General features: G+C 60.3%; 21 protein-coding genes. 10 read left to right on the top strand and 11 right to left on the bottom strand.

Annotation, left to right across the window (positions count from 1 at the left end):
* Positions 1-245 precede the first annotated feature (245 nt).
* Positions 246-665, top strand: a complete 420-nt coding sequence (locus tag KW839_RS09470) for an ATP-dependent zinc protease (RefSeq protein ID WP_236707838.1) — start codon at positions 246-248, stop codon at positions 663-665.
* Positions 662-1,567 (top strand): 30S ribosomal protein S6--L-glutamate ligase, encoded by a 906-nt coding sequence (gene rimK / locus KW839_RS09465; RefSeq protein ID WP_060544008.1) that lies wholly within the window; start codon positions 662-664, stop codon positions 1,565-1,567. Before KW839_RS09470 ends, rimK begins: the two co-directional genes overlap by 4 nt.
* 54 nt (positions 1,568-1,621) lie before the next feature.
* On the opposite strand, the gene KW839_RS09460 is transcribed toward rimK, so the two are convergent.
* Together KW839_RS09460 and ompR are read right to left on the bottom strand one after the other, a co-directional pair.
* Positions 1,622-2,935 carry an ATP-binding protein gene (locus KW839_RS09460; protein WP_060544007.1) on the bottom strand — a complete coding sequence of 438 codons (1,314 nt, stop codon included), beginning with the start codon at positions 2,933-2,935 and terminating at the stop codon, positions 1,622-1,624.
* A 115-nt stretch (positions 2,936-3,050) separates the two neighbouring features.
* Positions 3,051-3,791, bottom strand: coding sequence for a two-component system response regulator OmpR (gene ompR / locus KW839_RS09455; RefSeq protein WP_060544006.1), 741 nt, complete (start codon positions 3,789-3,791; stop codon positions 3,051-3,053).
* Between the two features lie 360 nt (positions 3,792-4,151).
* On the opposite strand from ompR, the gene KW839_RS09450 reads away from it, so the two are divergent.
* From KW839_RS09450 to tauD, 7 genes are all read left to right on the top strand, one after another.
* Positions 4,152-6,476, top strand: coding sequence for a Tex family protein (locus KW839_RS09450; RefSeq protein WP_060544005.1), 2,325 nt, complete (start codon positions 4,152-4,154; stop codon positions 6,474-6,476).
* Positions 6,476-6,859, top strand: a complete 384-nt coding sequence (locus KW839_RS09445; RefSeq protein WP_060544004.1) for a PaaI family thioesterase — start codon at positions 6,476-6,478, stop codon at positions 6,857-6,859. The genes KW839_RS09450 and KW839_RS09445 overlap by 1 nt, the downstream gene beginning before the upstream one ends.
* A 334-nt stretch (positions 6,860-7,193) precedes the next feature.
* Positions 7,194-8,777, top strand: a complete 1,584-nt coding sequence (gene gshA / locus KW839_RS09440; RefSeq protein ID WP_218424160.1) for a glutamate--cysteine ligase — start codon at positions 7,194-7,196, stop codon at positions 8,775-8,777.
* A gap of 241 nt (positions 8,778-9,018) precedes the next feature.
* The gene (tauA, locus tag KW839_RS09435) at positions 9,019-9,996 is read left to right on the top strand and encodes a taurine ABC transporter substrate-binding protein (protein WP_218424159.1); all 978 of its coding nucleotides are present in this window, start codon (positions 9,019-9,021) and stop codon (positions 9,994-9,996) included.
* A gap of 16 nt (positions 9,997-10,012) precedes the next feature.
* Positions 10,013-10,807 (top strand): taurine ABC transporter ATP-binding subunit, encoded by a 795-nt coding sequence (gene tauB / locus KW839_RS09430; RefSeq protein WP_060544001.1) that lies wholly within the window; start codon positions 10,013-10,015, stop codon positions 10,805-10,807.
* On the top strand, positions 10,804-11,643 hold the full coding sequence (tauC, locus tag KW839_RS09425) for a taurine ABC transporter permease TauC (protein WP_060544000.1): 840 nt from the start codon (positions 10,804-10,806) through the stop codon (positions 11,641-11,643). Before tauB ends, tauC begins: the two co-directional genes overlap by 4 nt.
* A 130-nt stretch (positions 11,644-11,773) precedes the next feature.
* A complete protein-coding gene (gene tauD, locus KW839_RS09420) occupies positions 11,774-12,616 on the top strand; it encodes a taurine dioxygenase (RefSeq protein ID WP_218424158.1) in 843 nt (280 codons plus the stop codon).
* A gap of 162 nt (positions 12,617-12,778) precedes the next feature.
* Here tauD and mgrA read toward each other — a convergent pair whose 3' ends face one another.
* The 9 genes from mgrA to KW839_RS09375 form a co-directional block, all read right to left on the bottom strand.
* The gene (mgrA, locus tag KW839_RS09415; RefSeq protein ID WP_060543998.1) at positions 12,779-13,816 is read right to left on the bottom strand and encodes an L-glyceraldehyde 3-phosphate reductase; all 1,038 of its coding nucleotides are present in this window, start codon (positions 13,814-13,816) and stop codon (positions 12,779-12,781) included.
* A gap of 317 nt (positions 13,817-14,133) precedes the next feature.
* Positions 14,134-16,095: a choline transporter BetT gene (betT, locus tag KW839_RS09410; protein ID WP_218424315.1), complete on the bottom strand. Its 1,962-nt coding sequence runs from the start codon at positions 16,093-16,095 to the stop codon at positions 14,134-14,136.
* Positions 16,096-16,385: 290 nt separating this feature from the next.
* Entirely contained in the window at positions 16,386-16,952 is a 567-nt protein-coding gene (locus tag KW839_RS09405) for a phosphonate degradation HD-domain oxygenase (RefSeq protein ID WP_218424157.1), read from the bottom strand.
* Entirely contained in the window at positions 16,952-18,085 is a 1,134-nt protein-coding gene (locus KW839_RS09400; protein ID WP_218424156.1) for a TIGR03364 family FAD-dependent oxidoreductase, read from the bottom strand. Before KW839_RS09400 ends, KW839_RS09405 begins: the two co-directional genes overlap by 1 nt.
* A gap of 144 nt (positions 18,086-18,229) precedes the next feature.
* On the bottom strand, positions 18,230-19,255 hold the full coding sequence (locus KW839_RS09395) for a putative 2-aminoethylphosphonate ABC transporter substrate-binding protein (RefSeq protein ID WP_060543993.1): 1,026 nt from the start codon (positions 19,253-19,255) through the stop codon (positions 18,230-18,232).
* Between the two features lie 48 nt (positions 19,256-19,303).
* Positions 19,304-21,028 (bottom strand): putative 2-aminoethylphosphonate ABC transporter permease subunit, encoded by a 1,725-nt coding sequence (locus tag KW839_RS09390; RefSeq protein WP_218424155.1) that lies wholly within the window; start codon positions 21,026-21,028, stop codon positions 19,304-19,306.
* Positions 21,028-22,104 carry a putative 2-aminoethylphosphonate ABC transporter ATP-binding protein gene (locus KW839_RS09385; protein WP_060543991.1) on the bottom strand — a complete coding sequence of 359 codons (1,077 nt, stop codon included), beginning with the start codon at positions 22,102-22,104 and terminating at the stop codon, positions 21,028-21,030. The genes KW839_RS09390 and KW839_RS09385 overlap by 1 nt, the downstream gene beginning before the upstream one ends.
* Positions 22,105-22,307: 203 nt before the next feature.
* Entirely contained in the window at positions 22,308-23,171 is an 864-nt protein-coding gene (locus KW839_RS09380) for a LysR family transcriptional regulator (RefSeq protein WP_060543990.1), read from the bottom strand.
* 16 nt (positions 23,172-23,187) lie between these two features.
* On the bottom strand, positions 23,188-25,449 hold the full coding sequence (locus tag KW839_RS09375) for a heavy metal translocating P-type ATPase (RefSeq protein WP_060543989.1): 2,262 nt from the start codon (positions 25,447-25,449) through the stop codon (positions 23,188-23,190).
* An 84-nt stretch (positions 25,450-25,533) separates the two neighbouring features.
* Here KW839_RS09375 and cadR point away from each other — a divergent pair, with 84 nt between their 5' ends.
* Positions 25,534-25,983: a Cd(II)/Pb(II)-responsive transcriptional regulator gene (cadR, locus tag KW839_RS09370; protein ID WP_060543988.1), complete on the top strand. Its 450-nt coding sequence runs from the start codon at positions 25,534-25,536 to the stop codon at positions 25,981-25,983.
* Positions 25,984-26,024: the final 41 nt, after the last annotated feature.

Here is a 26,024-nt window from a genome sequence, read left to right as displayed (position 1 = left end):
CTGTACTACCGTTTCATTCGTACCAAGAATTACACCAGTGCGGATTACAATGCACACAGTCCAGACCCTTGCGAGGGGCTGGAAATCCGGGCCGTAGATATCTGTCGCCTTTTAATCATTATTCTGCGTGAATACCGCGCATCAGGCCCCATGCGGCCCGAGCGGTTTCTACCGGTTGAGCATCTTTGAAGACATTTGATCATTTGACCGTCGTCGGTCTGCGCGAGTGGGTGGCGCTCCCGGATTTGGGAGTCGCGGGCCTTCGGGCAAAAATCGACACCGGCGCCAGTACCTCCAGCCTCCATGCCACTGATATCGAGCCCTTCGAGCGCGATGGGGAACGATGGGTGCGCTTCACCGCTCACCTGGGTTCGGTGGTGCAACTGCGTCACCGGCGCTGCGAGGCGCCGATGGTGACGAAAAAAACCATTAAAAGCTCCAATGGTCATGCGCAGGTGCGATACGTGATCAGCTCCACCCTGGCCCTTGGTGATCGGGTCTGGCGGGTCGAGTTCACACTCGCCTGCCGCAAGTCCATGCGCTATCGCCTGCTACTCGGTTCAAAAGCCTTGATCGACGGACAGTTGGTGGTCAATCCGGGCATAAAATATGTACAAGACAAGCCGGTGTTCCCGGTATCTACCTCCTCCACAGGTGTTGCATGAAGATCGCTGTGCTGTCGCGCAATCCACGTCTGTATTCCACCCGTCGCCTGGTTGAAGCCGGGACTGAACGCGGCCATGAAATGGTGGTGGTCGACACCCTGCGCGCCTACATGAACATTGCCAGCCACAAGCCGCAGATCCACTACCGGGGCAGGCCGCTGGAAGGTTTCGATGCAGTGATCCCGCGGATCGGTGCATCGGTGACGTTTTATGGCTGCGCGGTATTGCGCCAGTTCGAAATGATGGGGGTTTATCCACTGAACGAATCGGTCGCCATCGCCCGCTCACGGGACAAGCTGCGCTCACTGCAATTGCTGTCGCGTCGCGGCATCGGTTTGCCTGTTACCGGATTTGCCCACTCCCCCGACGACATTCCCGACCTGATCGCAATGGTCAACGGCGCGCCGCTGGTGATCAAGGTTCTCGAAGGCACCCAAGGCATCGGTGTGGTGCTCTGCGAAACCGCAACAGCGGCGGAGTCGGTGATCGAGGCATTCATGGGGCTCAAGCAGAACATCATGGTTCAGGAGTACATCAAGGAAGCCGGGGGTGCCGACATTCGCTGCTTCGTAGTAGGCGACAAGGTGATTGCAGCAATGAAGCGCCAGGCCAAGCCAGGAGAGTTTCGCTCCAACCTGCATCGTGGCGGCAGCGCGAGTCTGATCAAGATCACACCGGAAGAACGCATGACGGCTTTGCGTGCAGCAAAGGTGATGGGGCTGGCGGTGGCTGGCGTGGATATCCTGCGCTCCAATCATGGACCGCTGGTGATGGAAGTGAACTCGTCACCTGGACTGGAGGGGATCGAGACCACCACCGGGAAGAATGTGGCAGGGATCATCATCGAGCATCTGGAGAAGAATGGCGGGCCGAACATGACACGGACCAAGGGTAAGGGTTAACCCTCACTTGCTGATCGTTCCCACGCTCTGCGTGGGAACGATCAAGTCAGACAGTCAGACCGCATCTCTGGGCAACAGCAGACCCAGCGGCAACCGCACCCGCGCTTCCAGCCCGCCACCCGAACGGTTGCGCAACTCGACATTGCCGCCATGCATCGAAGCAATCCGCTTCACGATCGCCAACCCCAAGCCTGTGCCCTTCCCGCCCCGTGCGCGGTCGCCACGGGTGAACGGATTAAAGATTGCTTCCAGCTCCGATGGATCGATCCCGGCGCCACGATCCATGACACTCAGCACCACATAGGGAGCGGCAGTGTCACCCGATACATAGGCCGCCACTTCCACGCCACTGCCGGCGTGATGCAGCGCATTGCCGATCAGGTTGTTCAACAACCGCTTCATTGAAACCCGACGTAGCGGAAACGGCTGGATCGGTTCAAGGTGCAGATGCACTTTTTCTTCGTTCTGGTTGTACGGCGCGGCAACTTCACGGACCAGATCACTCAGGTCCACCTCTTCCACCGACTCGTCACGACCATCGCGAATGAACGCCAGGAACTGGTCGAGAATGGCGTCCATGTCTTCGATGTCGCGCACCATGTCGTTGGTCAGGTCGGTGCGATCACCCATCAATTCCAGGGACAGACGCAAGCGGGTCAACGGCGTGCGCAGGTCATGGGACACCCCGGCCAGCATCAGCTCACGCTCGCGACCGGCCTGCTCAACGTCTTCGGCCATCTGGTTGAAAGCGCGGTAAACCTCGGTCATTTCGCTGGGCGTATCGCTGATCGGCAGACGCACGCTACGGCCCTGGCCGAGTTGCCGCGCAGCATACACAAGGCGTTTCAATGGCTGGTTGAGCTGGCTGACGAAGATCCAGGCCGAGGCCGTGGATAACAGGCCGATCGCAAGGAACCAGCCGAGCACGTTCCAGATTTTCTGGCCGCGCAAAGGATGCGGGTAGAGCGGCACTTTCAGCCAGCCGTCACCCAGGCTTGGCGCCCGAACCCATAGCGCCGGCGGTGAGTGCATGCGTAATCGGACTTCGGTATCGGCTCCCAACTCGTCTTGCATCTGGCGCTGGTAGATCTCGCTGTAGGGCCAATGCTGCTCGCCTTCCGGCACCCCGGCACCGACTACCCGGATCAAAGTCGCAGCCTCGGCGATCTTGGCGCGATTTTCCTCATCGGCAGCCCAATAGGCCCGCAGCGTCAGGGCAACGCCATGGCTGTATTGGCGGTCAACCAGCACGTCTTCGTTCATCAGCAGATAAACCAGGGTCAGCGCCTTGGAAAACAGCACGACGATCAGCACCAGCCAAAGGGTGCGGGAGAAGAAACTCTGGGGGAACCAAACAGGGGTTTTCATGGGTAACCGCTACACACTTGCAGGAGCGAGCGATGCTCGCATATTGCGGATCGCGAGTCTGCGGGCAAGATCATCTGACCCTTTACCCGCATGACTCGCTCCTACAAATCACCGATCACTTGGTGGCAGTGCCATCCGGCACGAAGACGTAACCCACGCCCCAGACGGTCTGGATATAACGCGGTTTGGACGGATCAGGTTCGATCATCCGGCGCAGACGGGAAATCTGCACGTCGATGGAGCGCTCCAGCGCATCCCACTCGCGGCCACGGGCCAGGTTCATCAACTTGTCGCGGGTCAATGGCTGACGGGCATTCATCACAAGCGCCTTGAGCACTGCGAATTCACCGGTGGTGAGCATGTGAACCTCATCACCTCGCTTGAGCTCGCGGGTTGCCAGGGACAACTCGTAATCACCAAATGTCACGCTTTCGTCTTCGCTGCCCGGCGCACCAGGAACCGGCGCCAACTGACGACGCAGTACCGCTTTTACGCGAGCCATCAGCTCATCCGGGTTGAATGGCTTGGCCAGATAGTCGTCGGCGCCCAGCTCCAGGCCCTTGATGCGGCTCAGCTCGTCGCCCTTGGCGGTAAGCATGATGATCGGAATCTGATTGTTCGCGTTGCGCAGGCGGCGGCAGGCGGTCAGACCGTCTTCACCGGGCAACATCAGGTCGAGTACGACCAGGTTGAACACTTCACGCGCCAGCAGGCGGTCCATTTGTTCGGTGTTCGGTACGGCGCGGGCGCGGTAGCCCTTGCTGACGAAAAAACGCTCCAGCAGGCTGCTGAGGCCCGGATCGTCGTCAACAATAAGAATTTTTTCGCCTTCAGCAATGTTTGCAGTGCTGCTCATTGGATGCTCCTTTTAGCTCGGTGCGCATTATGGCGTAGCTGCCGTTATACGCACCGTGTGCATTGTTAGCAGATTTTTCCTCAACCGCCAGAAATCCGGGCATTGTGCCTGCACCTGCAATGCCCCCGAAGGGCAGAACGCTGGTTATAATGCGCGGCCTTTTGTGTCAGGCAACATCAGACAGGTACTACAGACAGACGCCATTTATTTTCATGGCATCGGCAGTAATTGTTCGATTTCACGGGTCAACGGGATACCTTTTGATCCAGGTAGCGGCGCAGGCCAGGCCGCTCAACCAGACTCGTCAAGGCCTTATCTTCGCGCCTGCGAGCCTGCTTTCACAATTTGTCAGGTGGTTTTATGGACAGCATCAACAGCCGCATCGCCGAGGAACTCGGTGTACGCCCACAACAGGTCGAAGCGGCCGTCGCGCTACTCGATGAAGGTTCTACCGTTCCTTTCATCGCCCGTTACCGGAAAGAAGTGACCGGCAGTCTCGATGACACCCAACTACGTCACCTTGAAGAGCGTCTGCGCTACCTGCGAGAACTCGACGAACGGCGCATCAGCATCCTTGCCAGCATCACCGAGCAGGGCAAGCTGACCCCGCAACTTGAGCGCGATATCAAGCTCGCCGACACCAAGACCCGTCTCGAAGACTTGTACCTGCCGTACAAGCAGAAGCGCCGCACCAAGGGCCAGATCGCCCTGGAAGCCGGCCTCGGCGAGCTGGCTGATGGCCTGTTCAATGACCCGTCCCTGACTCCTGAAACCGAAGCCGCCCGCTTCATCGACGCCGAAAAAGGCGTGGCCGATGTGAAAGCCGCCCTCGAAGGCGCCAAATACATCCTGATGGAGCGCTTTGCCGAAGACGCAGGTCTGCTGGACAAGCTGCGCAACTACCTCAAGCAGGAGGCAACCCTCAGTGCCCGCGTGATCGCCGGCAAGGAAGAGGAAGGCGCCAAGTTCCGCGACTACTTCGAGCACGACGAACCGCTCAAAAGCATGCCGTCGCACCGCGCCCTGGCAATTTTCCGTGGCCGCAACGAAGGCATTCTCAGCTCTGCGCTGAAGGTCGGTGACGAACTGCCAGGCACCATGCACCCGTGCGAAGGCATGATCGGCCAGCAATTCGGCATCCAGAACCAGAACCGCGCCGCCGATAAATGGCTGGGCGAAGTGGTGCGCTGGACCTGGAAGGTCAAGCTCTACACTCACCTGGAAACCGACCTGCTGGGCGAACTGCGCGACGGCGCCGAAACCGAGGCGATCAATGTGTTCGCCCACAACCTGCACGACCTGCTGCTGTCGGCCCCGGCCGGCCCGCGCGCTACCCTGGGCCTCGACCCGGGCCTGCGTACCGGCTGCAAGGTGGCGGTGGTTGATTCCACCGGCAAGCTGCTCGATCACGCCACGGTCTACCCGCACGTGCCGCACAACAAGTGGGACCAGACCCTTGCCGTGCTCGCCGCCCTTTGCGCCAAGCACTCCGTGGACCTGATCGCCATTGGTAACGGCACCGCCAGCCGTGAAACCGACAAGCTCGCGGCTGAACTGATCAAAAAATATCCAGCCATGAAAATGACCAAAGTCATGGTCTCCGAGGCCGGCGCATCCGTCTACTCGGCCTCGGAACTGGCTTCCAAAGAATTCCCGGACCTCGACGTGTCGATCCGTGGGGCAGTATCGATTGCCCGTCGCCTGCAAGACCCGCTGGCCGAGCTGGTGAAAATCGATCCGAAATCCATCGGTGTCGGTCAGTACCAGCACGACGTATCGCAGCTCAAACTGGCTCGCGGCCTGGATGCCGTAGTCGAGGACTGCGTAAACGCCGTGGGCGTCGACGTGAACACCGCTTCGGTGGCGCTGCTGGCCCGCATCTCCGGCCTCAACGCGACCCTGGCGCAGAACATCGTCAGCCACCGCGATGAACACGGCGCATTCAAGACCCGCGCCGCGTTGAAGAAAGTTGCGCGCTTGGGTGAAAAAACCTTCGAACAGGCAGCCGGCTTCCTGCGCGTGATGAACGGCGACAATCCGCTGGACTCGTCGGCAGTTCACCCGGAAGCCTATCCACTGGTGCAGCGCATTGCCGCCGAGACCGACCGTGACATCCGCTCGCTGATCGGTGATGCCGCATTCCTCAAGCGCCTGGACCCGAAGAAGTACACCGATGAAAGCTTCGGCCTGCCAACCGTCACCGACATTCTGCAAGAACTTGAGAAACCCGGGCGCGACCCGCGTCCCGAGTTCAAGACCGCCGAATTCCAGGAAGGCGTCGAAGACCTCAAGGACCTCGAACTGGGCATGATCCTCGAAGGCGTGGTGACCAACGTGACCAATTTCGGCGCGTTCGTTGACATCGGCGTGCATCAGGACGGTTTGGTGCACATCTCTGCGCTTTCGGAGAAGTTCATCAAGGATCCTCGTGAAGCGGTGAAGGCCGGTGACGTGGTGAAAGTGAAGGTCATGGAAGTCGACATCCCGCGCAAGCGCGTGGGCCTGTCGATGCGCATGAGCGACACCCCGGGCGAGAAAATCGACGGCGCTCGCGGTGCACGTCCGGGTTCGGCTCCGCGCCAGTCCCAGAACAACGCACCACGCAAGGAGACCACCGCTGCGGCACCGAGCAACAATGCCATGGCCTCGCTGTTCGCCAATGCCAAGCAGTTGAAGAAACGTTGATGGAGATCCCTGCCGGCCTGACCCAGAGCGCGTTTTTCAAGCTGCTGGGTTGCCGCTTGCACAGCCTGGAAACCGGGGTGGCCCAAGTCGCCCTGGCGCTTGAACCCGAGCTGCGCAATCGCGGCGGCAAGCTGCACGGCGGGGCCTTGTTCAGCCTGGTGGACATTGCCATGGGGCTGGCCTGTTCCAGCACCCATGGCTTCGACCAGCAGAGCGCGACCATCGAATGCAAGATCAACTACATCCGCGCTGTTTCTGACGGTGAGGTGATGTGCACGGCGCGGGTGATTCATCCGGGTCGGCGCACGCTGGTGGTCGAGGCCGATGTGATGCAAGGCGACAAACTGGTCGCAAAAGCGCAAGGCACGTTCGCTGTCCTGTAGCTAGTCGCTATCAATTTGAGTTAATTTCAGCGTCATACATCCTGTAGGAGCGCCTATGGCGAGGGGGCTTGCCCCCGTTGGGCTGCGAAGCAGCCCCAAAATCTCTGAATGTCCAGGATTTTGTGAGTGCTACGCACTCAAGCGGGGCGATGCGGCGTTCCGGCAAGCCCCCTCGCCACAGGTCGCTCCCACAGGGATCGTGTAGTTTCTGACTGACCGGCATACTGCCTGTGCGGCTCGAAAAACCAGGCGAAAACGCCAGTTTCAACTTCACCCTTGTAGACCGTCTTGACCACCCCCATATTGGGGCGACTGACGCGTGAAGGAATCCAACTTGAGCGAACTTCTCAACCGCCGCCTGGCTCTGCTCGGCGAGCGCGCTAACCTCTCTCTGCTCGAACAGTGCCTTCACGGCATCGAACGTGAATGCCTGCGCGTGACCAGCGAAGGTCGCCTGGCGCAAACGCCTCACCCGGAAGAATTGGGTTCCGCGCTGACCAACGAACAGATCACCACCGACTATTCCGAGTCGCTGCTGGAGTTCATCACCCCGGCTCTGCCCGATCCTGCCGATACGCTGGCAAGCCTGGACAGCATTCATCGTTTTGCCTACAGCAAGCTCGGCAACGAGTACCTGTGGAGCCCATCGATGCCGTGCCCGTTGCCGGCCGAGGAAGACATCCCGATCGCCTATTACGGCACCTCCAATATCGGGCAGCTCAAGTACGTGTACCGCAAGGGCCTGGCCCTGCGCTACGGCAAGACCATGCAGTGCATTGCCGGTATTCACTACAATTTTTCCCTGCCGGAAAAAATCTGGCCGCTGATCAGGCAGGCCGAAGGATTTGTCGGCACCGACCGCGACTATCAGTCGTCGTCCTACATCGCGCTGATCCGCAACTTCCGTCGTTACAGCTGGTTGCTGATGTACCTGTTCGGAGCCTCACCAGCGCTGGACGCCGGTTTCCTGCGCGGACGCTCGCACCAGCTGGAGCAACTGGACCCGGAGACCCTGTACCTGCCGTACGCCACCAGCCTGCGCATGAGTGACCTCGGTTACCAGAGCAACGCCCAGGCCGGCCTGACGCCGTGCTACAACGATCTGAGCAGCTACACCGACAGCCTGCGCAAGGCGGTGGCTACGCCGTATGCACCGTACGTCGAAGTCGGCACCCACAAGGATGGCGAGTGGGTACAGCTCAATACCAACATCCTGCAGATCGAGAACGAGTACTACTCCAACATCCGCCCCAAACGCGTGACCTACACCGGCGAGCGGCCGATCCAGGCGCTGGTGGCCCGTGGCATCCAGTACGTCGAAGTGCGCTGCCTGGACATCAACCCGTTCCTGCCGATGGGTATCGACCTGGCCGAATCACGCTTCCTCGATGCCTTCCTGTTGTACTGCGCGCTCAATGACAGCCCGCTGCTGACCAACACCCACTGCACCAACGCGACCTCGAACTTCCTCAGCGTGGTCAAGGAAGGCCGTCGTCCAGGCCTGCAATTGCAGCGGGACGGCCAAGCGGTCGACCTGAAAGAGTGGGCCGGCCAACTACTGGAAAACATTGCCCCGCTGGCGGCACTGCTCGATCAGAGCCATGGCGGCGACGCCCACAGCAAGGCGCTGGATGCTCAAATGACCAAGGTCAAGGATCCGTCCCTGACGCCCTCCGCCCAAGTATTGGCGGCAATGGCCGAGCACAAGGAAAGCTTCGCCCAGTTCTCCTTGCGCCAGAGCCAGGTCCACGCCGAGTACTTTCGCAGCGAGCCTTTGGCTGCCGAGGAACAGGCGAAATTTGAAGCGCTGGCGCGTTCGTCACTGGCTCAGCAGGATGAGCTGGAAAATAACGAAGTCGGCGATTTTGATGTGTTTGTCGGGGCGTACCAGGCCAGTATCCTGGCGATCAGTAATTAATCAGCGCCTGACAGGGATCGTTCCCACGTTCTGCGTGGGAATGACTCAAGGGACGCTCCGCGTCCAGGTGACGCGCAGCGTCACCGGCTGCATCCCCATGCACAGCGATAGAACGATCCCTGTTCACCCTTAGATTTTTCAGCTTATAGCTAATTCGAAAAAGTTATTTATTTTCGAATTCTTAGATCATTTAGTCTCCTTTTCACGCCGACACTTCGGTCGCCTGACAAGGAGCTTTCCAATGAAACTGCATTTCCCCCTTCGCTTGCTGGCGGCCGCATCTTTGGCTGCCGCGAGTCTGTTTGCCCAGGCGGCCGACGTCACCGTCGCCTACCAGACCACCGTTGACCCGGCGAAAGTCGCCCAGGCCGACGGCGCCTACGAAAAGGCCACCAAGGCCGATATCAGCTGGCGCAAATTCGATAATGGTGCCGACATCATCGCCGCCATTGCTTCCGGTGATGTACAGATCGGCTACCTCGGTTCCAGCCCGCTGACTGCAGCAATCACCCGAAAAGTTCCGGTAGAAACCTTCCTCATCGCCACGCAAATCGGCGCCGCCGAAGCACTGGTCGCCCGCGACGGTTCCGGGATCAAGACGCCCCAGGATCTGATCGGCAAGAAAATCGCCGTGCCATTCGTTTCCACCGGCCACTACAGCCTGCTCGCGGCACTCAAGCACTGGAACATCGACCCATCGAAAGTCACGGTTCTCAACCTCGCCCCCCCGGCGATCATTGCCGCGTGGAAACGCGGTGACATTGATGCCACTTACGTATGGGACCCAGCGCTGGGTGTGGCCAAGGAAAACGGCAAAGTGCTGATCACTTCAGGCGAGCTAGCCAAATTCGGCGCACCAACCTTCGACGCCTGGATCGTGCGCAAGGACTTTGCCGAGAAGCATCCGGAGATCGTCACCGCGTTCGCCAAAGTCACCCTGGACGCCTATGCCGACTACCGCAAGGATCCGAAAGCCTGGCTGGCCGACCAAAGCAACGTCGACAAGCTGGTAAAACTCTCTGGCGCCAAGGCCAGTGACATTCCGCTGTTGCTGCAAGGCAACGTCTACCCGCTGGCGGCCGATCAGGTCACGACCCTGGGCGCACCCACCACCAAAGCCATCACCGATACCGCCGTATTCCTCAAGGAACAAGGCAAGGTCGAGGCCGTGCTGCCGGACTACGCACCGTACGTCAACGCCAAGTTCATCACCAACTGATCGGGAGTCTATTGCGATGGCTTTGCTACAGCTGGAGCGCATCAGCGCACGGTACCCCGGTGCAGCGGAACCGGTGCTGGCGGATATTTCCCTGAGTCTGGGGCCCCAGCAGTTGCTGGTCGCCCTCGGACCGTCCGGCAGTGGCAAGACCTCGCTGTTGAACCTGATTGCCGGTTTCGTCGAGCCCAGCGCCGGGCGCATTACCCTCGATGGTGTACCGATCAAGGGCCCGAGCGCCGAGCGCGGCGTGGTGTTCCAGGACGACGCCCTGCTGCCCTGGCAGGATGTGTTGGCCAACGTCGGTTTCGGCCTGGAACTGGCCGGCGTTACCCGGGACAAACGTGAAATCCGCGCCCGGGAAATGCTCTCGCTGGTTGACCTGTCCGGCTTCGAAAAGCGCCGCATATGGCAACTCTCGGGCGGCCAGAAGCAACGCGTCGGCCTCGCCCGTGCACTGGCTGCCGATCCGCGAGTCTTGCTCATGGATGAACCCTTCGGCGCCCTCGACGCCTTCACCCGCGAACAAATGCAAGAGCTGCTGCTGCAAGTCTGGCGGCGCACTGCCAAACCAGTATTCCTGATTACCCACGACATCGAAGAGGCAGTTTTTCTCGCCACCGACCTGATTCTCCTGGCACCCAACCCAGGGCAAATCGTCGAACGCCTGAGTCTGGATTTCGGTCAGCGGTACGCCGCCGGTGAGTCCGCCCGAGCCATCAAATCCGACCCGCGTTTTATCGAAACCCGCGAACACGTGCTCGCCAGAGTGTTCTCCCAACGCAGCGCCGCCCAGCGGCAGGAGCGCGCATGAGCAGTTACGAGATTCCGGCTGCAACGGTCAAGCCGAGCAGCTCAGGCACCGTCATCCCGGTACGCCGCAGCCTCAGCACGCGCTGGATCAGCGTGCTGACCCTGATCGCCTTGCTCGCCATCTGGTGGGCCGTGACGGCCAGCGGCTTGATCGAGCCGCTGTTCCTGCCGCCGCCGTCCGCGGTGCTGCAAAAAGGCTGGCTGCTGGCGACCAGCGGTTACATGGACTCGACCTTGTGGCAACACTTGGGCGCCAGCCTCAGCCGCATCGGCCTGGGCCTGGGTTTTGCCGTATTGACGGCAGTGCCGGTGGGGATTGCCATCGGTGCCAACCGTATCGCCCGTGGTGTGCTCGACCCGCTGATCGAGTTCTACCGCCCGATTCCACCGCTGGCCTATCTGCCGCTGATTGTGATCTGGTGCGGCATCGGCGAGCTGTCGAAAGTCTTGCTGATCTACCTGGCGATTTTCGCCCCGATAGCCATCGCCACGGCAACCGGCGTGCGCACCGTTGACCCGGCGAAACTGCGTGCTGCGCAGTCGCTGGGTGCGACCCGTGCGCAGTTGATTCGTCATGTGATTCTGCCCAGTGCCTTGCCGGACATTTTGACCGGTGTGCGCATTGGTCTGGGTGTAGGTTGGTCGACCCTGGTCGCCGCCGAATTGATCGCTGCCACCAGCGGCCTGGGCTTCATGGTGCAGTCCGCTGCACAGTTCCTGGTCACCGATGTGGTGGTGCTGGGGATTCTGGTGATTGCGCTGATCGCCTTCGCCATGGAAATGGGCCTGCGCGCCCTGCAACGCAAACTGGTGCCATGGCACGGCCAGGCCCACTAAAGAATCATGGGGGAGCGGGCTTGCTCGCGAAGGCGGTGTATCAATCACAGTAATGTTGCCTGACAAACCGCATTCGCGAGCAAGCCCGCTCCCACAAACAGCTCTGCGAGCCGAATTGAAGAGAATCACCATGAGTCAACTGACCATCACCCCCTTGAGTTCTGCCCTCGGCGCCCAGATCAGCGGCATCGACATCAGCCAGCCGCTGAACCTGGAACAACGCGATGTCATCGAGCAGGCGCTGCTCAAGCACCAGGTGCTGTTCTTGCGCGACCAGCCAATCACGCCGCAGCAGCAGGCACGCTTCGCCTCGTATTTCGGCGATCTGCACATTCACCCGATCTACCCGAACGTGCCGGAGCAGCCGGAAGTTCTGATTCTCGACACCGCCGTCACCGACGTGCGCGACAACGCAATCTGGCACACCGACGTGACCTTCCTGCCAACGCCGGCCATGGGAGCGGTGCTCAGTGCCAAGCTATTGCCGGAGTTTGGTGGCGATACGCTGTGGGCCAGCGGAATCGCTGCATACGAGGCGTTGTCAGCACCGATGAAAACCTTGCTTGAAGGGCTGACCGCCACCCACGACTTCGCCCGCTCGTTCCCGCTGGAGCGCTATGGCAATACACCTGAAGCGCTGGGCCAGTGGGAGGAGGCGCGGCGCAAGAATCCGCCGTTATCGCACCCGGTGATTCGTACGCATCCGGTGAGCGGGCGCCGTTCGTTGTTCATCAACGAGGGCTTCACCTCGAAGATCAACGAGCTGTCGGAAACCGAGAGTGAGGCGATCCTGAAGTTCCTGTTCGCCCATACGACTCGGCCGGAATTCACCATTCGCTGGCGCTGGCAGCAGGACGACATCGCGTTCTGGGATAACCGCGTGACTCAGCATTACGCGGTGGATGACTACCGCCCGGCCCGGCGAGTAATGCAGCGGGCGACGGTGTTGGGGGATGTGCCTTTCTTTCGCTGAGCCCGCGGAATTTGTAGTGCCTGCGCTGGCCCCTTCGCGGGCAAGCCCGCTCCCACAGTGGCCGTGTGTTGACCAAGCTCTGAGTCCACCCGAGAAACCTGTGGGAGCGGGCTTGCCCGCGAAGGGGCCAGCGCAGGCGCCAGAATATCTGGCGCCAACCCCCTACTCAGCTGTCGAAGGTTTCTCCCACAGATTAATCCCGCCCTCCTGGGCAAACCGGTCAATCTCCGCCAGCTCCTCAGCACTGAAGCTCAAATTCTTCAACGCCCCTACGTTCTCGATAATCTGCTCCGGCCGGCTCGCACCGATCAATGCCGAGGTGACCCGCGCATCGCGCAACGTCCAGGCCAGCGCCAGTTGTGCCAGGCTCTGGCCACGACGCCTGGCGATCTCGTTGAGTGCCCGCACTTGGGCAATGTTGGCCTCGGACAAATGCGATGACTGCAACGAACCACCGCCCGGACGGTTGACCCGCGCATCCGCCGGCACGCCATTGAGGTACTTGTCAGTCAGTAAACCCTGAGCCAGTGGGGTAAAGGCAATCACCCCCGTGCCGAGCTCGTCGGTCGTATCCAGCAGGTCCTTTTCCACCCAGCGATTGAGCAGGTTGTAGGCCGGTTGGTGAATCAACAACGGCACTTTCCACTCTTTGAGCAGCGCCGCCATTTCACGGGTCTTGACTCCGGAATAGGACGAGATGCCGATATACAACGCCTTGCCCTGCTGTACCGCGGTAGCCAGTGCGCTGGCGGTTTCCTCCAGCGGGGTGTCGGGATCGAAGCGGTGGGAGTAGAAGATGTCCACGTAGTCCACGCCCAGGCGTTGCAAGCTCTGGTCGAGACTGGCCAGCACGTACTTGCGCGACCCGCCGCCCTGCCCATAAGGCCCGGGCCACATGTCCCAACCGGCCTTGCTGGAGATGATCAATTCGTCGCGGTACTGCTTGAAATCTTCGCGTAGCAATCGGCCGAAATTGATCTCGGCACTGCCATATGGCGGGCCATAGTTGTTGGCCAGATCAAAATGGTTAATCCCCAGATCGAACGCTGTACGTAACAGCGCGCGCTGTGTGTCGATCGGCGTGCTGTCGCCGAAGTTGTGCCACAGGCCCAGGGACAGCGCCGGCAGCACCAGCCCACTGCGGCCCACGCGGCGGTAAGGGATGGAGTCGTAGCGGTTTTCGGCAGCGGTGTAGGTCATCGAATCCTCTCTTGTCGGTCTTGAATCTGGTATCGACTGCTTCGCCAGTCGCCAAGCATACGCTTGGACAAACGCCAGAAAACCCTGAATTCGACTAATTGCTGAAACGTTTCATTTTTTATTTTCAAACGAGTCCGCAAATACCTCCCCCGCGTAAACCTCTGCACCCAACACCGAGACCGCGCCATCGATGGCGACTTCCTTGTTCACCGTATCTGCGCAGGCAGGCCGGGCTCGCGCACTGAACTGACGCAAGTGGGCGACACTTTTGCCGATCAGCGCCGAGACCTGAAAGCGCCTCGGCGTCACCGTTCTGGTCAGCGCACCAGATGCAGGAACTGCATGTGCCGTTCGTACTGATCGAGGATATCGTTGATGATCTGTTCCTTGGTGTAGCCCACCAGATCGTAGTCCTGACTGCCCTCGCTCAAATGCACCTCCGCCCGGTAGTAGCGGCGGTTGTTCAGTTGCTTGGAGCCCATGCCGCCGCGGGCGAAGGACGGCGTGAAGTAGCCGCGCATCTGCACCTGATAAACGAACGGATGCTGATCGCCATGACCGATTTCCAGGCTGACGCTGTCATTGGTCGGGTCCGGGTGAGTCGCTACGTGCAAACCCTTTTCGATGAACACGGCAGACACTTCCTCAATCGCCGGGCGCACCGTCGTATCCAGGAAGCGATAGACCTCATCCCGAGAGGGGAAGTGCACTGCCTGACTCAGACGCTGACGCCAGCCGCCCTTGCCACGCCGGGATCCCGAGACCGGTGCCAGGGAATGCATCTGTGCGATCTGCTTCTGTGATTCCAGGTAGAAGGCCTTGTGCAGCCCCCACATCATCAACAGCAAAATCAGCGAGAACGGTAGAGAGGTCAGCACCACCGCAGACTTCAACGCATCGATGCTGCCGGAAAACAGCAACGCACTGGTCACCAGAGCGGTCATCACGCCCCAGAACACCCGCAGCCACTTCGGTCCATCTTCATCAGGACTGCCGCCCTTGGCGGAAAGCGTCGACAGCACCACGGTGCCGGAATCGGCTGACGTCACGAAGAACACGAAGCTGATAAACACCGTGACCGCGATCACGGTCTTACTCCACGGGTACGTCTCGAGCAGCAGATACAGGGTCATCGACGGGTTGTCGATGGCCGACATTCCGAGTGCGCTCATGCCGTGGTTGAGTACCTGGTCGATGGCGCTGTTACCGAAAATCGACATCCACGCCAGGGTGAAGCCGAGTGGAATCAGCAACACGCCGAAGACGAACTCGCGGATGGTCCGGCCACGGGAAATCCGTGCGATGAACAAGCCCACGAAAGGCGACCAGGCGATCCACCAGGCCCAGTAGAACACGGTCCAGCCGCCCAGCCAGTCGCTGGGTTTGTCATAGGCATACAGGTCGAAACTCTTCATCGGCAAGGCGCCGAGGTAATCGCCGAGGTTCTGGATCAAGGTATTGAGCAGGTGCTGGGTGGGACCTGCGAACAACACGAACAGCAGCAGCGCGCAGGCCAGCAGCATGTTGATGTCGGACATGACCCGCACACCCTTATCGACACCGGACACCGCGACGATAATCGCCGCGCCCATCATCAGCGTGATCAGGCCGACCTGTATCCACTGGGTGTGGGCGATGCCGAACAGGTAGTCCAGGCCCGAGTTGAGGTGCAACACACCAAAACCCATGTCGGCGCCGAGGCCGAACACCGTGGCGATGATGCCAAAGCCATCCACCGCATAACCGATAGGGCCATTGATGCGCTTGCCGATCAGCGGATACAGCGCCGAACGCAGGGCCAGAGGCAGATTGTGGCGGTAGGCGAAGTAGGCCAGCGCCATGCCGACAAAGGCAAATACACCCCAGCCATGCAGGCCCCAGTGTAGAAACAGGATCTGCATCGCCTGGCGCGCCGCGTCCGCCGTACCGGCTTCGCCTTGGGGCGGCTGGAGCATGTGGGTCAGCGGCTCGGACACACAGAAGAAAAACAGGGTGATGCTGATACCGGCGGCGAACAGCATGCCGGCCCACGACAGATAACTGAACTCGGGTTCGTCGTGGTCGGCACCGAGCTTGATCTTGCCGTAGCCGGACAAGGCGGTGACCACCACGAAGACCAGATACAGGGTCATCGCCAGCAGGTAATACCAGCCGACCGTGTTGGCCGCCCAGTTTTGCGCCGCCAGTAACCAGGCTCCAGCCTGTTCGGGCATGGCGATGACCACAACGCCAAATAACAGAATGAAACTCGCCGCGAAGTAGAAAACCGGCGGATTCATGCGGACCAGGCCGCTTGCAGGGGTGGGGGATGCACTCATGAACGGTGCACCTCGAAGGGTAGAAACGTGGCTGTGAAAATCGGACTCAGCAAAGGCAAGCCTCCTGTTGTGAGCGGGCGGCGAACCACCGGTTTAACTTGAATGAACGTTCAAGTAAAACATGGATAGGGGGCTAAGGACTAATTTCAAGGCTCGGCGGTACTGCTACTACGCTAGCTCATGGATGCAAAATGAGGTTGCATCCGACGAAGAATCCGGGCGCACCGAATGCGCTGCGCCCACTGTGATACTCAGCTCACTTGACGAGATAACAGGCCAGCGGCCTTTTGCTTGAGGATCTGCAGATCAATGACCGGCACGCGCATTTCCTTGGCCAGTTCATCCCAGTGACGCATGCGCAAACTCACGGCACACAAAGGATCCTGCTCGAAAGCTTGTGCCTCGACCGCCGTCATCACCCCGCCCTGATATTCCAGGGTGCGGCGACTGGCTTCGCTCAGGCGCTGGTAGTACCCAGGCTCTTTCAACGTCAAATAACGCTTGGCCTGGACGTGATACTCCACCAGTCTTGCCATGCGTTCGCTGAAACCTGCGCGGCGCAGGTAATCGGCACCCAGCCGCTCATGGCTGACCACGCCAAAGCCGCCCATGTTCTCGGCGCTTTCGGCGCAAATATGCCCGATGTCGTGAAAAAATGCCGCCAACACCACTTCATCATCGTAGCCTTCGGCCATGGCCAGTTGCGCGGCTTGGGACATGTGCTCGATCTGCGATACCGGCTCACCGATGTAATCGCTGTCGCCAAAGCGCTCGTACAAACCGAACACTTCGGCAATCACTTGCTCGCTGCGCTCCATCAGATTTCTCCCAAAACAGTGGCTACGTTTTGCTCGGCCATCGCCGGCCCGACGCTCATGCCCACGCCCGTGTGCATTAGTGCCACACTCACGCCTGGCGCCGGACGCAAGAACGAAAAAGGCCCCGGCCCCCGTGAACCATAGACTCCCTGCCAGCGCTCGACCACTTGCACCTTGCAGCCCAACGTTTGCTCGGCCAACTCAATCATCCAGTCATCGACCTGCTCGGCATTGAATGGGGAAGTATCACTGGCGTAATGGTGGGAGTCGCCGATGATCAACTCGCCATAAGGCGTCGGGCTGATCAGCAGGTGAATGCCGTTTTCATGCAAATGCGCTGCATCGCGCAGAATTTCAGCCTGTACTGCCGCAGCTTCCGGCAGATCGGCAAATGCCCCGTAATGCACGCAGCTCAACCCCGTAAGCAGGGCGTGCTGCAGGTTCAGGTTGATTTGTGGACGGGCGCGAAGCATTTGCAGACGGCAGATTTGCGGGTTCAACTCGGCGATCTGCTCGGCGAGCAAGGTCTGATAATCGTGGCCGGAACAGACAATGATTTGCCCGCCATGGAATGTGCCGGCGGTGCTGTGCAGACGGCCCGGTTCGATGTCGCGCACCAGAGTCGAAAAATGAAACTCGACACCCATTTCGCGACGCAGGTAGTCGATCAATGCCGGGATCGCTTCGCGGGAATAAAGTTGCTGGTCGTCCATGCCGTGCAAGGCGGCGCGATGATGACGGAACTGGCCGCTGTACAAATCCTGCAAGGCGGCGCCACGCAGCAGGTCCACGTTGTAACCGTGTTCCACCGCTCGGCCGGCACAGAAAGCCTCCAACAGTTGTTCTTCGGCTTCGCTGCGAGCGAACAGATAGGAACCGTTGCGCTTGAGTTGCAGGCCGGCGAGCTGTGCCCATTGGCCCCAGATTTCACGGCTGGCACGGGCCAGTTCCAGCATCGGTCCCGGCGGCTGGCCGGTGACCAGTGCCTGGCCGAAGTTGCGCACAGAGGCGCCCAAGGGCGTAGTGCTGCGCTCGAAAACCGTGACTTTCAGACCGCGTTTGGCGGCGGCATAGGCGTGGGATAAACCCAGGATGCCGGCGCCGACGATCAGCATGTCGGTGTGTTGTGTCATGAAGATTTGTCCTGAATTCGAAGCCGCCTTCGCGGGCAAGCCCGCTCCCACATTTGCCTGGTGCGACCCCCGGGTCTCCTTCCACTGGAGATCTACTGTGGGAGCGGGCTTGCTCGCGAAGGGGCCATCTCAGCCGATGAAGATTTACTTGGCCGCCACTTTCTCGGACTTGCCGTCATAGCGCTTGCGCCATTCGCTCAGGATTTGGTCGCGATTTTTCGAAGCCCAGGCAAAGTCGTTTTTGATCAGGCGCTGCTCATAGTCAGCCGGCAACTCGGTCTGCGGCTTGGCGATACCAGGCTGAGCAAGGACAGCGAAGTTTTCCTTGTACAACTCCATCGCCTCGGGACTTGCCGAGAAGTCAGCCAGTTTCTTCGCCGCTTCTTCGTGAGCTGTACCCTTGATCACGGCAGTCGCTTCGATCTCCCAGCCCAAGCCCTCTTTCGGCAGGATGATGTCCAGCGGCGCACCCTGGCGCTTGAGTTGAACGGCCGGGTACTCGAAGGAAATACCGATCGGGAATTCGCCGGCGGCCGCCAGCTTGCAGGGCTTGGAGCCGGAGTGAACGTACTGGCCGATGTTCTGGTGCAGTTCGTCCATGTACTGCCAGCCCTGCTTCTCGCCGAAGGTTTGCAGCCAGGCGCTGACGTCAAGGAAACCGGTACCGGACGAAGCCGGGTTCGGCATGACGATCTTGCCTTTGTACTCAGGCTTGGTCAGGTCTTGCCAGCTCACCGGCTTGGTCAGGCCCTGCTTCTCGGCTTCAACGGTATTGAAGCAAATAGTCGCGGCCCAGACGTCCATGCCGACCCAGGCTGGCGGGTTGGCGGCGTCGCGGTAGTTGCCGCCGATCTTGCCCAGATCCTTCGGCGCGTAGGTTTGCAGCATGCCTTGCTGATCGAGGATCGCCAGGCTCGAAGCGGCCAGGCCCCAGACGGCATCGGCTTGCGGGCGGTCTTTTTCGGCCAGCAGCTTGGCGGTGATGATCCCGGTGGAATCACGCACCCACTTGATTTCGACGTCGGGGTTGGTTTTCTCGAAGGCGGCTTTATAGGTCTTCAGTTGTTCGGCTTCGAGGGCGGTGTACACCGTCAACTCGGTTTTCGCTGCGAAGGCGTTCAGGCTGAAAGCGGTGAGGACAGCAGCGGCCAGGGCCAGGGGCTTGAACATGATCTTTTCCTGTTTTTGAGTTGAAGGGTTTTTTTGAGGAGCAGCGAATCAATGACCGGGTGCGGTCTGCCGCCAGGCCTGGGAGCGGCGCAGCAAGCCGCGCGAAGCCCAGGCCAGCAGCAGGGACACACCCGCCGAGGTGAACAGAATCAGGGTCGACATCGCTGCCGCGCCGCCGACGTTGCCGGCGTCGTCCATGTTCAGCACCGCCACCGCCGCGAGGATGGTGTCGGGGCTGTAGAGGAAGATCGCCGCCGAGACAGTGGTCATGGCCGAGACGAACAAATAACGCACGATGTCCAGCAGAGCCGGCAGGCAGATCGGCACGGTGACCCGCAGGTAGTGCCGGTACAGTGGCGCCTTAAGCGACAGCGCGGCGGCTTCGAACTCCGCATCGAGTTGACGCAGCGCGGTGGTGGCAGTCATTTGTGCGGTGGTCAGGTAGTGCGCGATGGTGCAGACAATCAGCAGGGTCATGGTGCCGTAGAGCACGTGCAACGGATTGCCGGTGAGGTTGAAGAAGAAAACGTAACCCAGCCCCAGCACCAGTCCCGGCACCGCCATCGGGATGAAACTGAGCATGCGCAGGGCCATGTTCAGTCCGCGCTGGCCCTTGGTTTTTTCCATCAGGTACGCACCGGTGAAGATCAGCAGGCTGCCAATCAACGCTGTACCCAGTGCCATCTTCAAGCTGTTGCTGTAGGCCAGCCAGCCACCACCGGCGGTTTCGTTGAACTGGTAATGGTTGAGCGAAAGCGACAGGTTGTACGGCCAGAACTTCACCAGCGAGGAGAACACCGCCATGCCGAACACCAGCAGCAGTGCAGCGCAGATCAACAGGACGATGGCCAGGTAGCAACCGTCGCGCAGCTTCGACGGTGCTGGCTGGAACACCTGGGCACGACCACTCATGGAGTCGCCATGACGTCGACGCAACCAGGCGTCGACGCCAAAGCTGAACAGCGCAGGCAGCAGCAACACCATGCCGATCAACGCACCGCGACCGAATTGCTGCTGGCCGACCACAGCCTTGTAGGCTTCCAGCGCCAGGACTTGATAATCGCCACCGACCACCACAGGCACACCGAAATCGGTAATGGTCAGGGTGAACACCAGACAGAACGCAGCGAATACTGCCTGGCGGGTCGCCGGCCAGGTGATGCTGCGGAAGGCTTTCGCCGGACTGGCGCCCATGCTGGAGGCGGCATCGAACAACCGCGCATCCGCCAGGGACAACGCAGAAAGAAGAATCATCAGGGCGTGTGGGAAGGTGTAGATGACTTCGCCGAGTACGATGCCCCAGAAGCCGTAGATATTGTCCGAGAGCAGGCCACGCAACATGCCCTGGTTGCCGAACAGATAAACCAACGCGATCCCCGGCAGCATCGATGGCGCCATCAAGGGCAGCAGCGAGATACCACGCCAGATACCCTTCGCCGGGATCAAAGTGCGTTGCAAGGCGTAGGCAAACAGATAGGCCAGCGGTACGACAATAGCCGCCACGCTGAGGGAAACCTTCAGGCTATTGCCCAGTAACCAGTGGAAGTTCTCACTGGTCACCAACTCCCGCGCCGCGATCCACCCCCCACCCTGCCCGGCTTCGGCGCTGAACCCGCGCCAGAAGATCGCCAGCAACGGCATCAACACGGCGAAACCCAGCAACACCAGCAGGAGCACCTTGCCGCCGACCACGAACAGACGATCACCGATCTCGGCATGGGAGATCTGCCGAACCTGCTTGCCTGGCAGCGGCAGCGCCATGTTCGCGCTCATCAGGCGAACACCTGCAGGCTGCGCGGTGGCAACGCGACCATGATCTGCTGCGCCCCCAGACGCGGCATGGCTTCAGGCGCCAGTTCAGCCAGCAGTGCATGGCCCGGCAGTTGATCGAGTTCGAAACTCATGCGGCAACGGTTGCCCAGGAAGGTGATTTCGCGAACCTTGGCCGGGAACAGGTTTTCCTCATGCACCAGCGGATTGACGTTGATCGCTTCGGGGCGGCAGAACAACCGGCCTGACGCGGTCCTGGCGCTGCCATCGGCCAGGCGCATGTGCATCCCGCCGACCTGCGCGTGGCTGTCGCTGCTGCTGTGGAATGGGAGCCAGTTGCCCTGACCGACGAACTCCGCGACAAAGGGCGTGGCCGGGCGGTTGTAGATCTCCTGTGGCGTGGCGTACTGCTCGACCTTGCCGTTGTTCATCACGGCGATGCGGTCCGCCATCAGCATGGCCTCGTCCTGATTGTGGGTGACCATCAGGGTGGTGATGCCGAGGCTGCGCTGCAGCTGGCGCAGTTCCGTGCACAGATGCTCGCGCACTCGCGCATCGAGGGCGGACATTGGCTCGTCCAGCAGCAACAATGACGGTGCCGGCGCCAGGGCACGGGCCAATGCCACCCGCTGCTGTTGACCGCCGGACAACTGGCCCGGGTACTTCTTCTCGCTGCCGGTCAGGCCGACCAGTTCGAGCATCTGACCGACACGACGGCGAACTTCATCGCGGCCACTGCCGGCGAGGCCGTAGGCAATGTTCGCTTCAACGGTAAGGTTGGGGAACAGCGCATAGGACTGAAACAGGATCCCGTAGTCCCGGGCCTGGGGGGCCAGGTGAGAAACATCACGATCGCCCAGGTACAACTCGCCGCTGTCTTGTTTTTCGAGACCGGCGATGCAGCGCAGCAAGGTGGTTTTGCCACAGCCGGACGGGCCGAGCAGACACACCAGCTCACCGGCCGCGACGTCGAGGGAAACGTTATCCAGTGCGGTGAAGGCGCCGAAGCGTTTCTGCACGCCGCGCACCTTCATCGGCGCGCCAGGGTTGGTCAGGGCAGTTGCGATCGAGCTGTTCATGGACGGGCCTCATCTAGCGGATGAAGGCCATCCTAGGGATGTAATGAGTCCGTCATGTGGCAGTAGGGCAAAAACTGCCGATAGTGGTATTCAGGGATTTTGGTTGCCCGGGCTGCCCCCATCGCGAGCAGGCTCGCTCCCACAATTGACCGCGTTCCCCTGTGGGCTTGCTCGCGAAGAGGTCGGCAGAGTCACAGCACGCCCTATGCCGGGGACATTTCCTGCGCCAACCCAAGAAACGCCGCCGGCAAACGCGCGCCTTTGCGCTCCTTGAGGCAGTACAGGTATTCAGGAATCTGTGGTGCATTTTCGATAGTCAGCACGCGCAGTTGCGGATCATGGGGGACTTCCTGGCGGGCGATGATGCTGATGCCGATGTTGCGCAACACCGCTTCACGGATAGATTCACGACTGCCGATCTCCAGCAACGGCCCGAAACTCACCCCGGCGCTGGCCAGCAACTCCTCAGTCAGCCGCCGAGTGGTCGAGCCCGATTCGCGCATCAACAGGGTATGGCCGGCCAACGCGTTGAGCGGCACATGCTCGTGAAGCGCCAGCGGATGATTGCGATGCACCGCCAGCACCAGCGGGTCGCTGCCAAGCACCCGGCGAACCAGTCGCGCATCTTCCAACAACTGCGATGAAGCCGCGACATCGACACGGTAATCCTCCAACGCTTCAAGTACCTGCTGGGAGTTACCGATTTCCACCGAAACTTCCACCTGCGGCAGGCGCTCGCGAAAGGTTTTCACCAGGTCGAGGATGTAATACGGCGCCGTGGCCGCGATGCGCAAGGTGCCCTGCACCTGCCCGCAATTGCGCAGAAAAAACTCAATGTCGGCCTCCTGCTGCATCAGCACCTTGACCATCGGCAGCAGCCGGGCACCTTCATCGCTGACACTGAGGCGGCGACCCCCGCGGTAGAACAGTTCAACCGAGTACTGACTTTCGAGATTGCGAATCTGCGTCGTCACCGTCGGTTGGCTCAGGCCGAGTTTCTTGGCCGCCTGGGTAATACTGCCCAGGCGGGCAACCATGTAAAACGCCTTCAACTCGGCACTCAGCACGCCTGTCCCTCTTCTTCTATTTGCGCAGCAAGCGCAAGCCGTTGAACACCACCAACAGGCTCACGCCCATATCGGCGAACACCGCCATCCACATGGTAGCGACCCCAGCGAAGGTTACCCCAAGAAAGATCGCTTTGATGATCAATGCCAAGGCAATGTTTTGTTTGAGGATGCTCGAGGTCTGCCGCGACAAACGAATAAAACCGGGGATTTTGCGCAGATCATCGTCCATCAAGGCGACATCGGCGGTTTCGATCGCTGTATCGGTGCCCGCTGCGGCCATGGCGAAACCGATTTCCGATCGCGCCAATGCCGGGGCATCGTTGATGCCGTCACCGACCATACCCACCCGATGGCCCTTGGCGTACAGGGCCTCGATTGCCTGTAGTTTGTCGCCCGGCAACAGGTCGCCCCTGGCCTCGTCAATGCCCACTTGCGCAGCGATCGCCTGGGCGGTGTGGACGTTATCACCAGTGAGCATCAGAGTTTTGATACCCAGCTCATGCAATTGCCGGATCGCCTCGCGGCTGGACTCCTTCACCGTATCGGCCACGGCAAACAGTGCCAACGGGCCGGACTGGTCGAGCAGCAGCACCACCGACTTGCCCTGTTTTTCCAGAGCGAACAGTTTTTCTTCCAGCACCGGCGAGCACAGCCCCAGCTCTTCCACCAGACGGTGATTGCCCAGGTGGTAGAGCTGGCCATCGATCTCGCCACGCACGCCACGCCCGCCCAGCGCGGCAAAGTTATCCACAATCAGCGGCGTGAATTGTTTATCCACAGCCGCGTTGGCGATCGCCAGCGAAACCGGGTGATCAGAACGTCCGGCCAGCGCGGCGGCAATGGCCGGGGCCAATTCGTCGGCGGTCGGGTCGAGTGACAGGTAATCGGTCTGCACCGGCTTGCCATGGGTGATCGTTCCGGTCTTGTCCAGGGCCAGGTAGTCGAGCTTGTAACCACCCTCCAGGTACACACCGCCTTTCACCAGAATACCCTTGCGCGCAGCGGCTGCGAGACCGCTGACGATGGTGACCGGGGTCGAAATCACCAGTGCACATGGGCAAGCAACCACCAGCAACACCAGCGCCCGGTAGATCCAGTCGAACCACAGAGCGCCCATAAACAGCGGTGGGATCACCGCAACCGCCAGCGCCAGGATGAACACTGCGGGGGTATAGATTTTCGAGAAGCTGTCCACGAAACGCTGGGTTGGCGCCCGGGCACCCTGGGCCTGCTCGACGGCATGAATGATGCGCGCCAGAGTCGAATTGTTGGCGGCAGCGGTCACCGTATATTCCAGGGAACCGGCCTGGTTGATGGTGCCGGCGAACACTTTGTCGCCAATGGTTTTCTCCACCGGCAGGCTCTCGCCAGTGATCGGTGCCTGATCAATCGTCGAGTTGCCCGCGATCACCTCGCCGTCCAGGCCGATGCGCTCGCCGGGACGAACCCGCACCCGCGCCCCAAGCTCAATGGTCTTTACATCGCGGGCCACCCAGCTGCCATCGGCCTGCAGCACCGTTGCCTGCTCCGGGGTCATCTGCATCAGCCCACTGATGGCATTGCGCGCACGGTCCAGGGATTTGGCCTCGATCAACTCGGCCACCGTGAACAGAAACATGACCATCGCCGCTTCCGGCCACTGGCCAATCAGGATCGCGCCGGTTACGGCGATACTCATCAGCGCATTGATATTCAGGTTAAGGTTTTTTAGCGCGATCCAGCCCTTTTTGTAGGTGCCAAGGCCGCCACTGAGAATCGAAACCAGCGCGACGATCGCTACTACCCAGTCTGGCGCGGCGGATGTGAAATGAATGACTTCGGCCAGCAATGCGCCGACACCGGACACCGCCAATGGCCACCACGGCTTTTTACCCGGTGTCGGCGCGAGTGTTTCAACACCCTCTTCCAATGGTTCTGCGTGCATGCCGAGGGACTTGATCGCCTCGACGATGGGTTCGGTGCCGGGCAAATCGTGGGTCACCCCAAGCACCCGATTGATCAGATTGAACTCCAACTGCTGCACGCCGGTCAGTTTGCTTAGCTTGGCCTGAATCAGCGTCTGTTCCGTTGGGCAGTCCATCGCCTCAATGCGAAAACTACTCAGTCGAGCCCCAACCGTTGGCGTCTCGCTCAATTTGACCAGAGCAGGCGCCGTCATTTTGGATGAACAGCAGGAGTCGCCGTGACCGCCATGGTCGTGCGTTTGCACTGCTTGCAGCTTGTGGCTGTTATCGTGATCAGCCCCGGATTTGTGGGAGTGCAGGGAATCGCTCATTGGTCGTGTCCATAAGAGTGCCTGTTGCCTAGTTAAGACCCTGTAGCCACTATAGGGTCAAGCACCTATTTGGAGATTGTCAGGATGAAGATTGGAGAGCTGGCAAAACTCACCGATTGTGCCGTGGAAACCATCCGCTATTACGAGCGCGAAGGCCTGTTGCCACTGCCTGCCCGTAGCGATGGCAATTATCGGGTTTATACCCAGGCCCACGCCGAGCGCCTGACCTTCATCCGCAATTGCCGCACCCTCGATATGACCCTGGAAGAAATCCGCAGCCTGCTGGCCTTTCGCGACAGCCCGCAGGATCAGTGCGAGAGCGTCAATGCGCTGATCGACGAGCATATTCACCATGTGAAAGCTCGAATCGACGGCTTGCTGGCCTTGCAGACACAACTGCTCGACCTGCGCCAACGCTGCAGCGAAGGGCCGAATATCGATCAGTGCGGGATTTTGCAGCAGCTGGAAGTGAGTGGCGCGGTTGTGGCAACCGAGGTGGAGCATTCCCATGTCGGTCGCAGTCACGGCCACTAAAAACCGCGCAAAACCAAATGTGGGAGCGGGCTTGCTCGCGA

The organism is Pseudomonas sp. PDM31 (assembly GCF_019218965.1).
Taxonomy (GTDB): Bacteria; Pseudomonadota; Gammaproteobacteria; order Pseudomonadales; family Pseudomonadaceae; genus Aquipseudomonas.
The sequence above is the reverse complement of the archived record's forward strand: the minus strand, read 5'-3'. Positions and strand labels throughout refer to the sequence as shown.

Coding starts and splice junctions, on each gene's coding strand:
- rimK (WP_060544008.1), top strand. CDS start 662: ATGAAGATCGCTGTGCTGTCGCGCAATCCACGTCTGTATTCCACCCGT.
- KW839_RS09460 (WP_060544007.1), bottom strand. CDS start 2,935: ATGAAAACCCCTGTTTGGTTCCCCCAGAGTTTCTTCTCCCGCACCCTT.
- ompR (WP_060544006.1), bottom strand. CDS start 3,791: ATGAGCAGCACTGCAAACATTGCTGAAGGCGAAAAAATTCTTATTGTT.
- KW839_RS09450 (WP_060544005.1), top strand. CDS start 4,152: ATGGACAGCATCAACAGCCGCATCGCCGAGGAACTCGGTGTACGCCCA.
- KW839_RS09445 (WP_060544004.1), top strand. CDS start 6,476: ATGGAGATCCCTGCCGGCCTGACCCAGAGCGCGTTTTTCAAGCTGCTG.
- tauA (WP_218424159.1), top strand. CDS start 9,019: ATGAAACTGCATTTCCCCCTTCGCTTGCTGGCGGCCGCATCTTTGGCT.
- tauB (WP_060544001.1), top strand. CDS start 10,013: ATGGCTTTGCTACAGCTGGAGCGCATCAGCGCACGGTACCCCGGTGCA.
- tauC (WP_060544000.1), top strand. CDS start 10,804: ATGAGCAGTTACGAGATTCCGGCTGCAACGGTCAAGCCGAGCAGCTCA.
- tauD (WP_218424158.1), top strand. CDS start 11,774: ATGAGTCAACTGACCATCACCCCCTTGAGTTCTGCCCTCGGCGCCCAG.
- mgrA (WP_060543998.1), bottom strand. CDS start 13,816: ATGACCTACACCGCTGCCGAAAACCGCTACGACTCCATCCCTTACCGC.
- betT (WP_218424315.1), bottom strand. CDS start 16,095: ATGAATCCGCCGGTTTTCTACTTCGCGGCGAGTTTCATTCTGTTATTT.
- KW839_RS09405 (WP_218424157.1), bottom strand. CDS start 16,952: ATGGAGCGCAGCGAGCAAGTGATTGCCGAAGTGTTCGGTTTGTACGAG.
- KW839_RS09400 (WP_218424156.1), bottom strand. CDS start 18,085: ATGACACAACACACCGACATGCTGATCGTCGGCGCCGGCATCCTGGGT.
- KW839_RS09395 (WP_060543993.1), bottom strand. CDS start 19,255: ATGTTCAAGCCCCTGGCCCTGGCCGCTGCTGTCCTCACCGCTTTCAGC.
- KW839_RS09390 (WP_218424155.1), bottom strand. CDS start 21,028: ATGAGCGCGAACATGGCGCTGCCGCTGCCAGGCAAGCAGGTTCGGCAG.
- KW839_RS09385 (WP_060543991.1), bottom strand. CDS start 22,104: ATGAACAGCTCGATCGCAACTGCCCTGACCAACCCTGGCGCGCCGATG.
- KW839_RS09375 (WP_060543989.1), bottom strand. CDS start 25,449: ATGAGCGATTCCCTGCACTCCCACAAATCCGGGGCTGATCACGATAAC.
- cadR (WP_060543988.1), top strand. CDS start 25,534: ATGAAGATTGGAGAGCTGGCAAAACTCACCGATTGTGCCGTGGAAACC.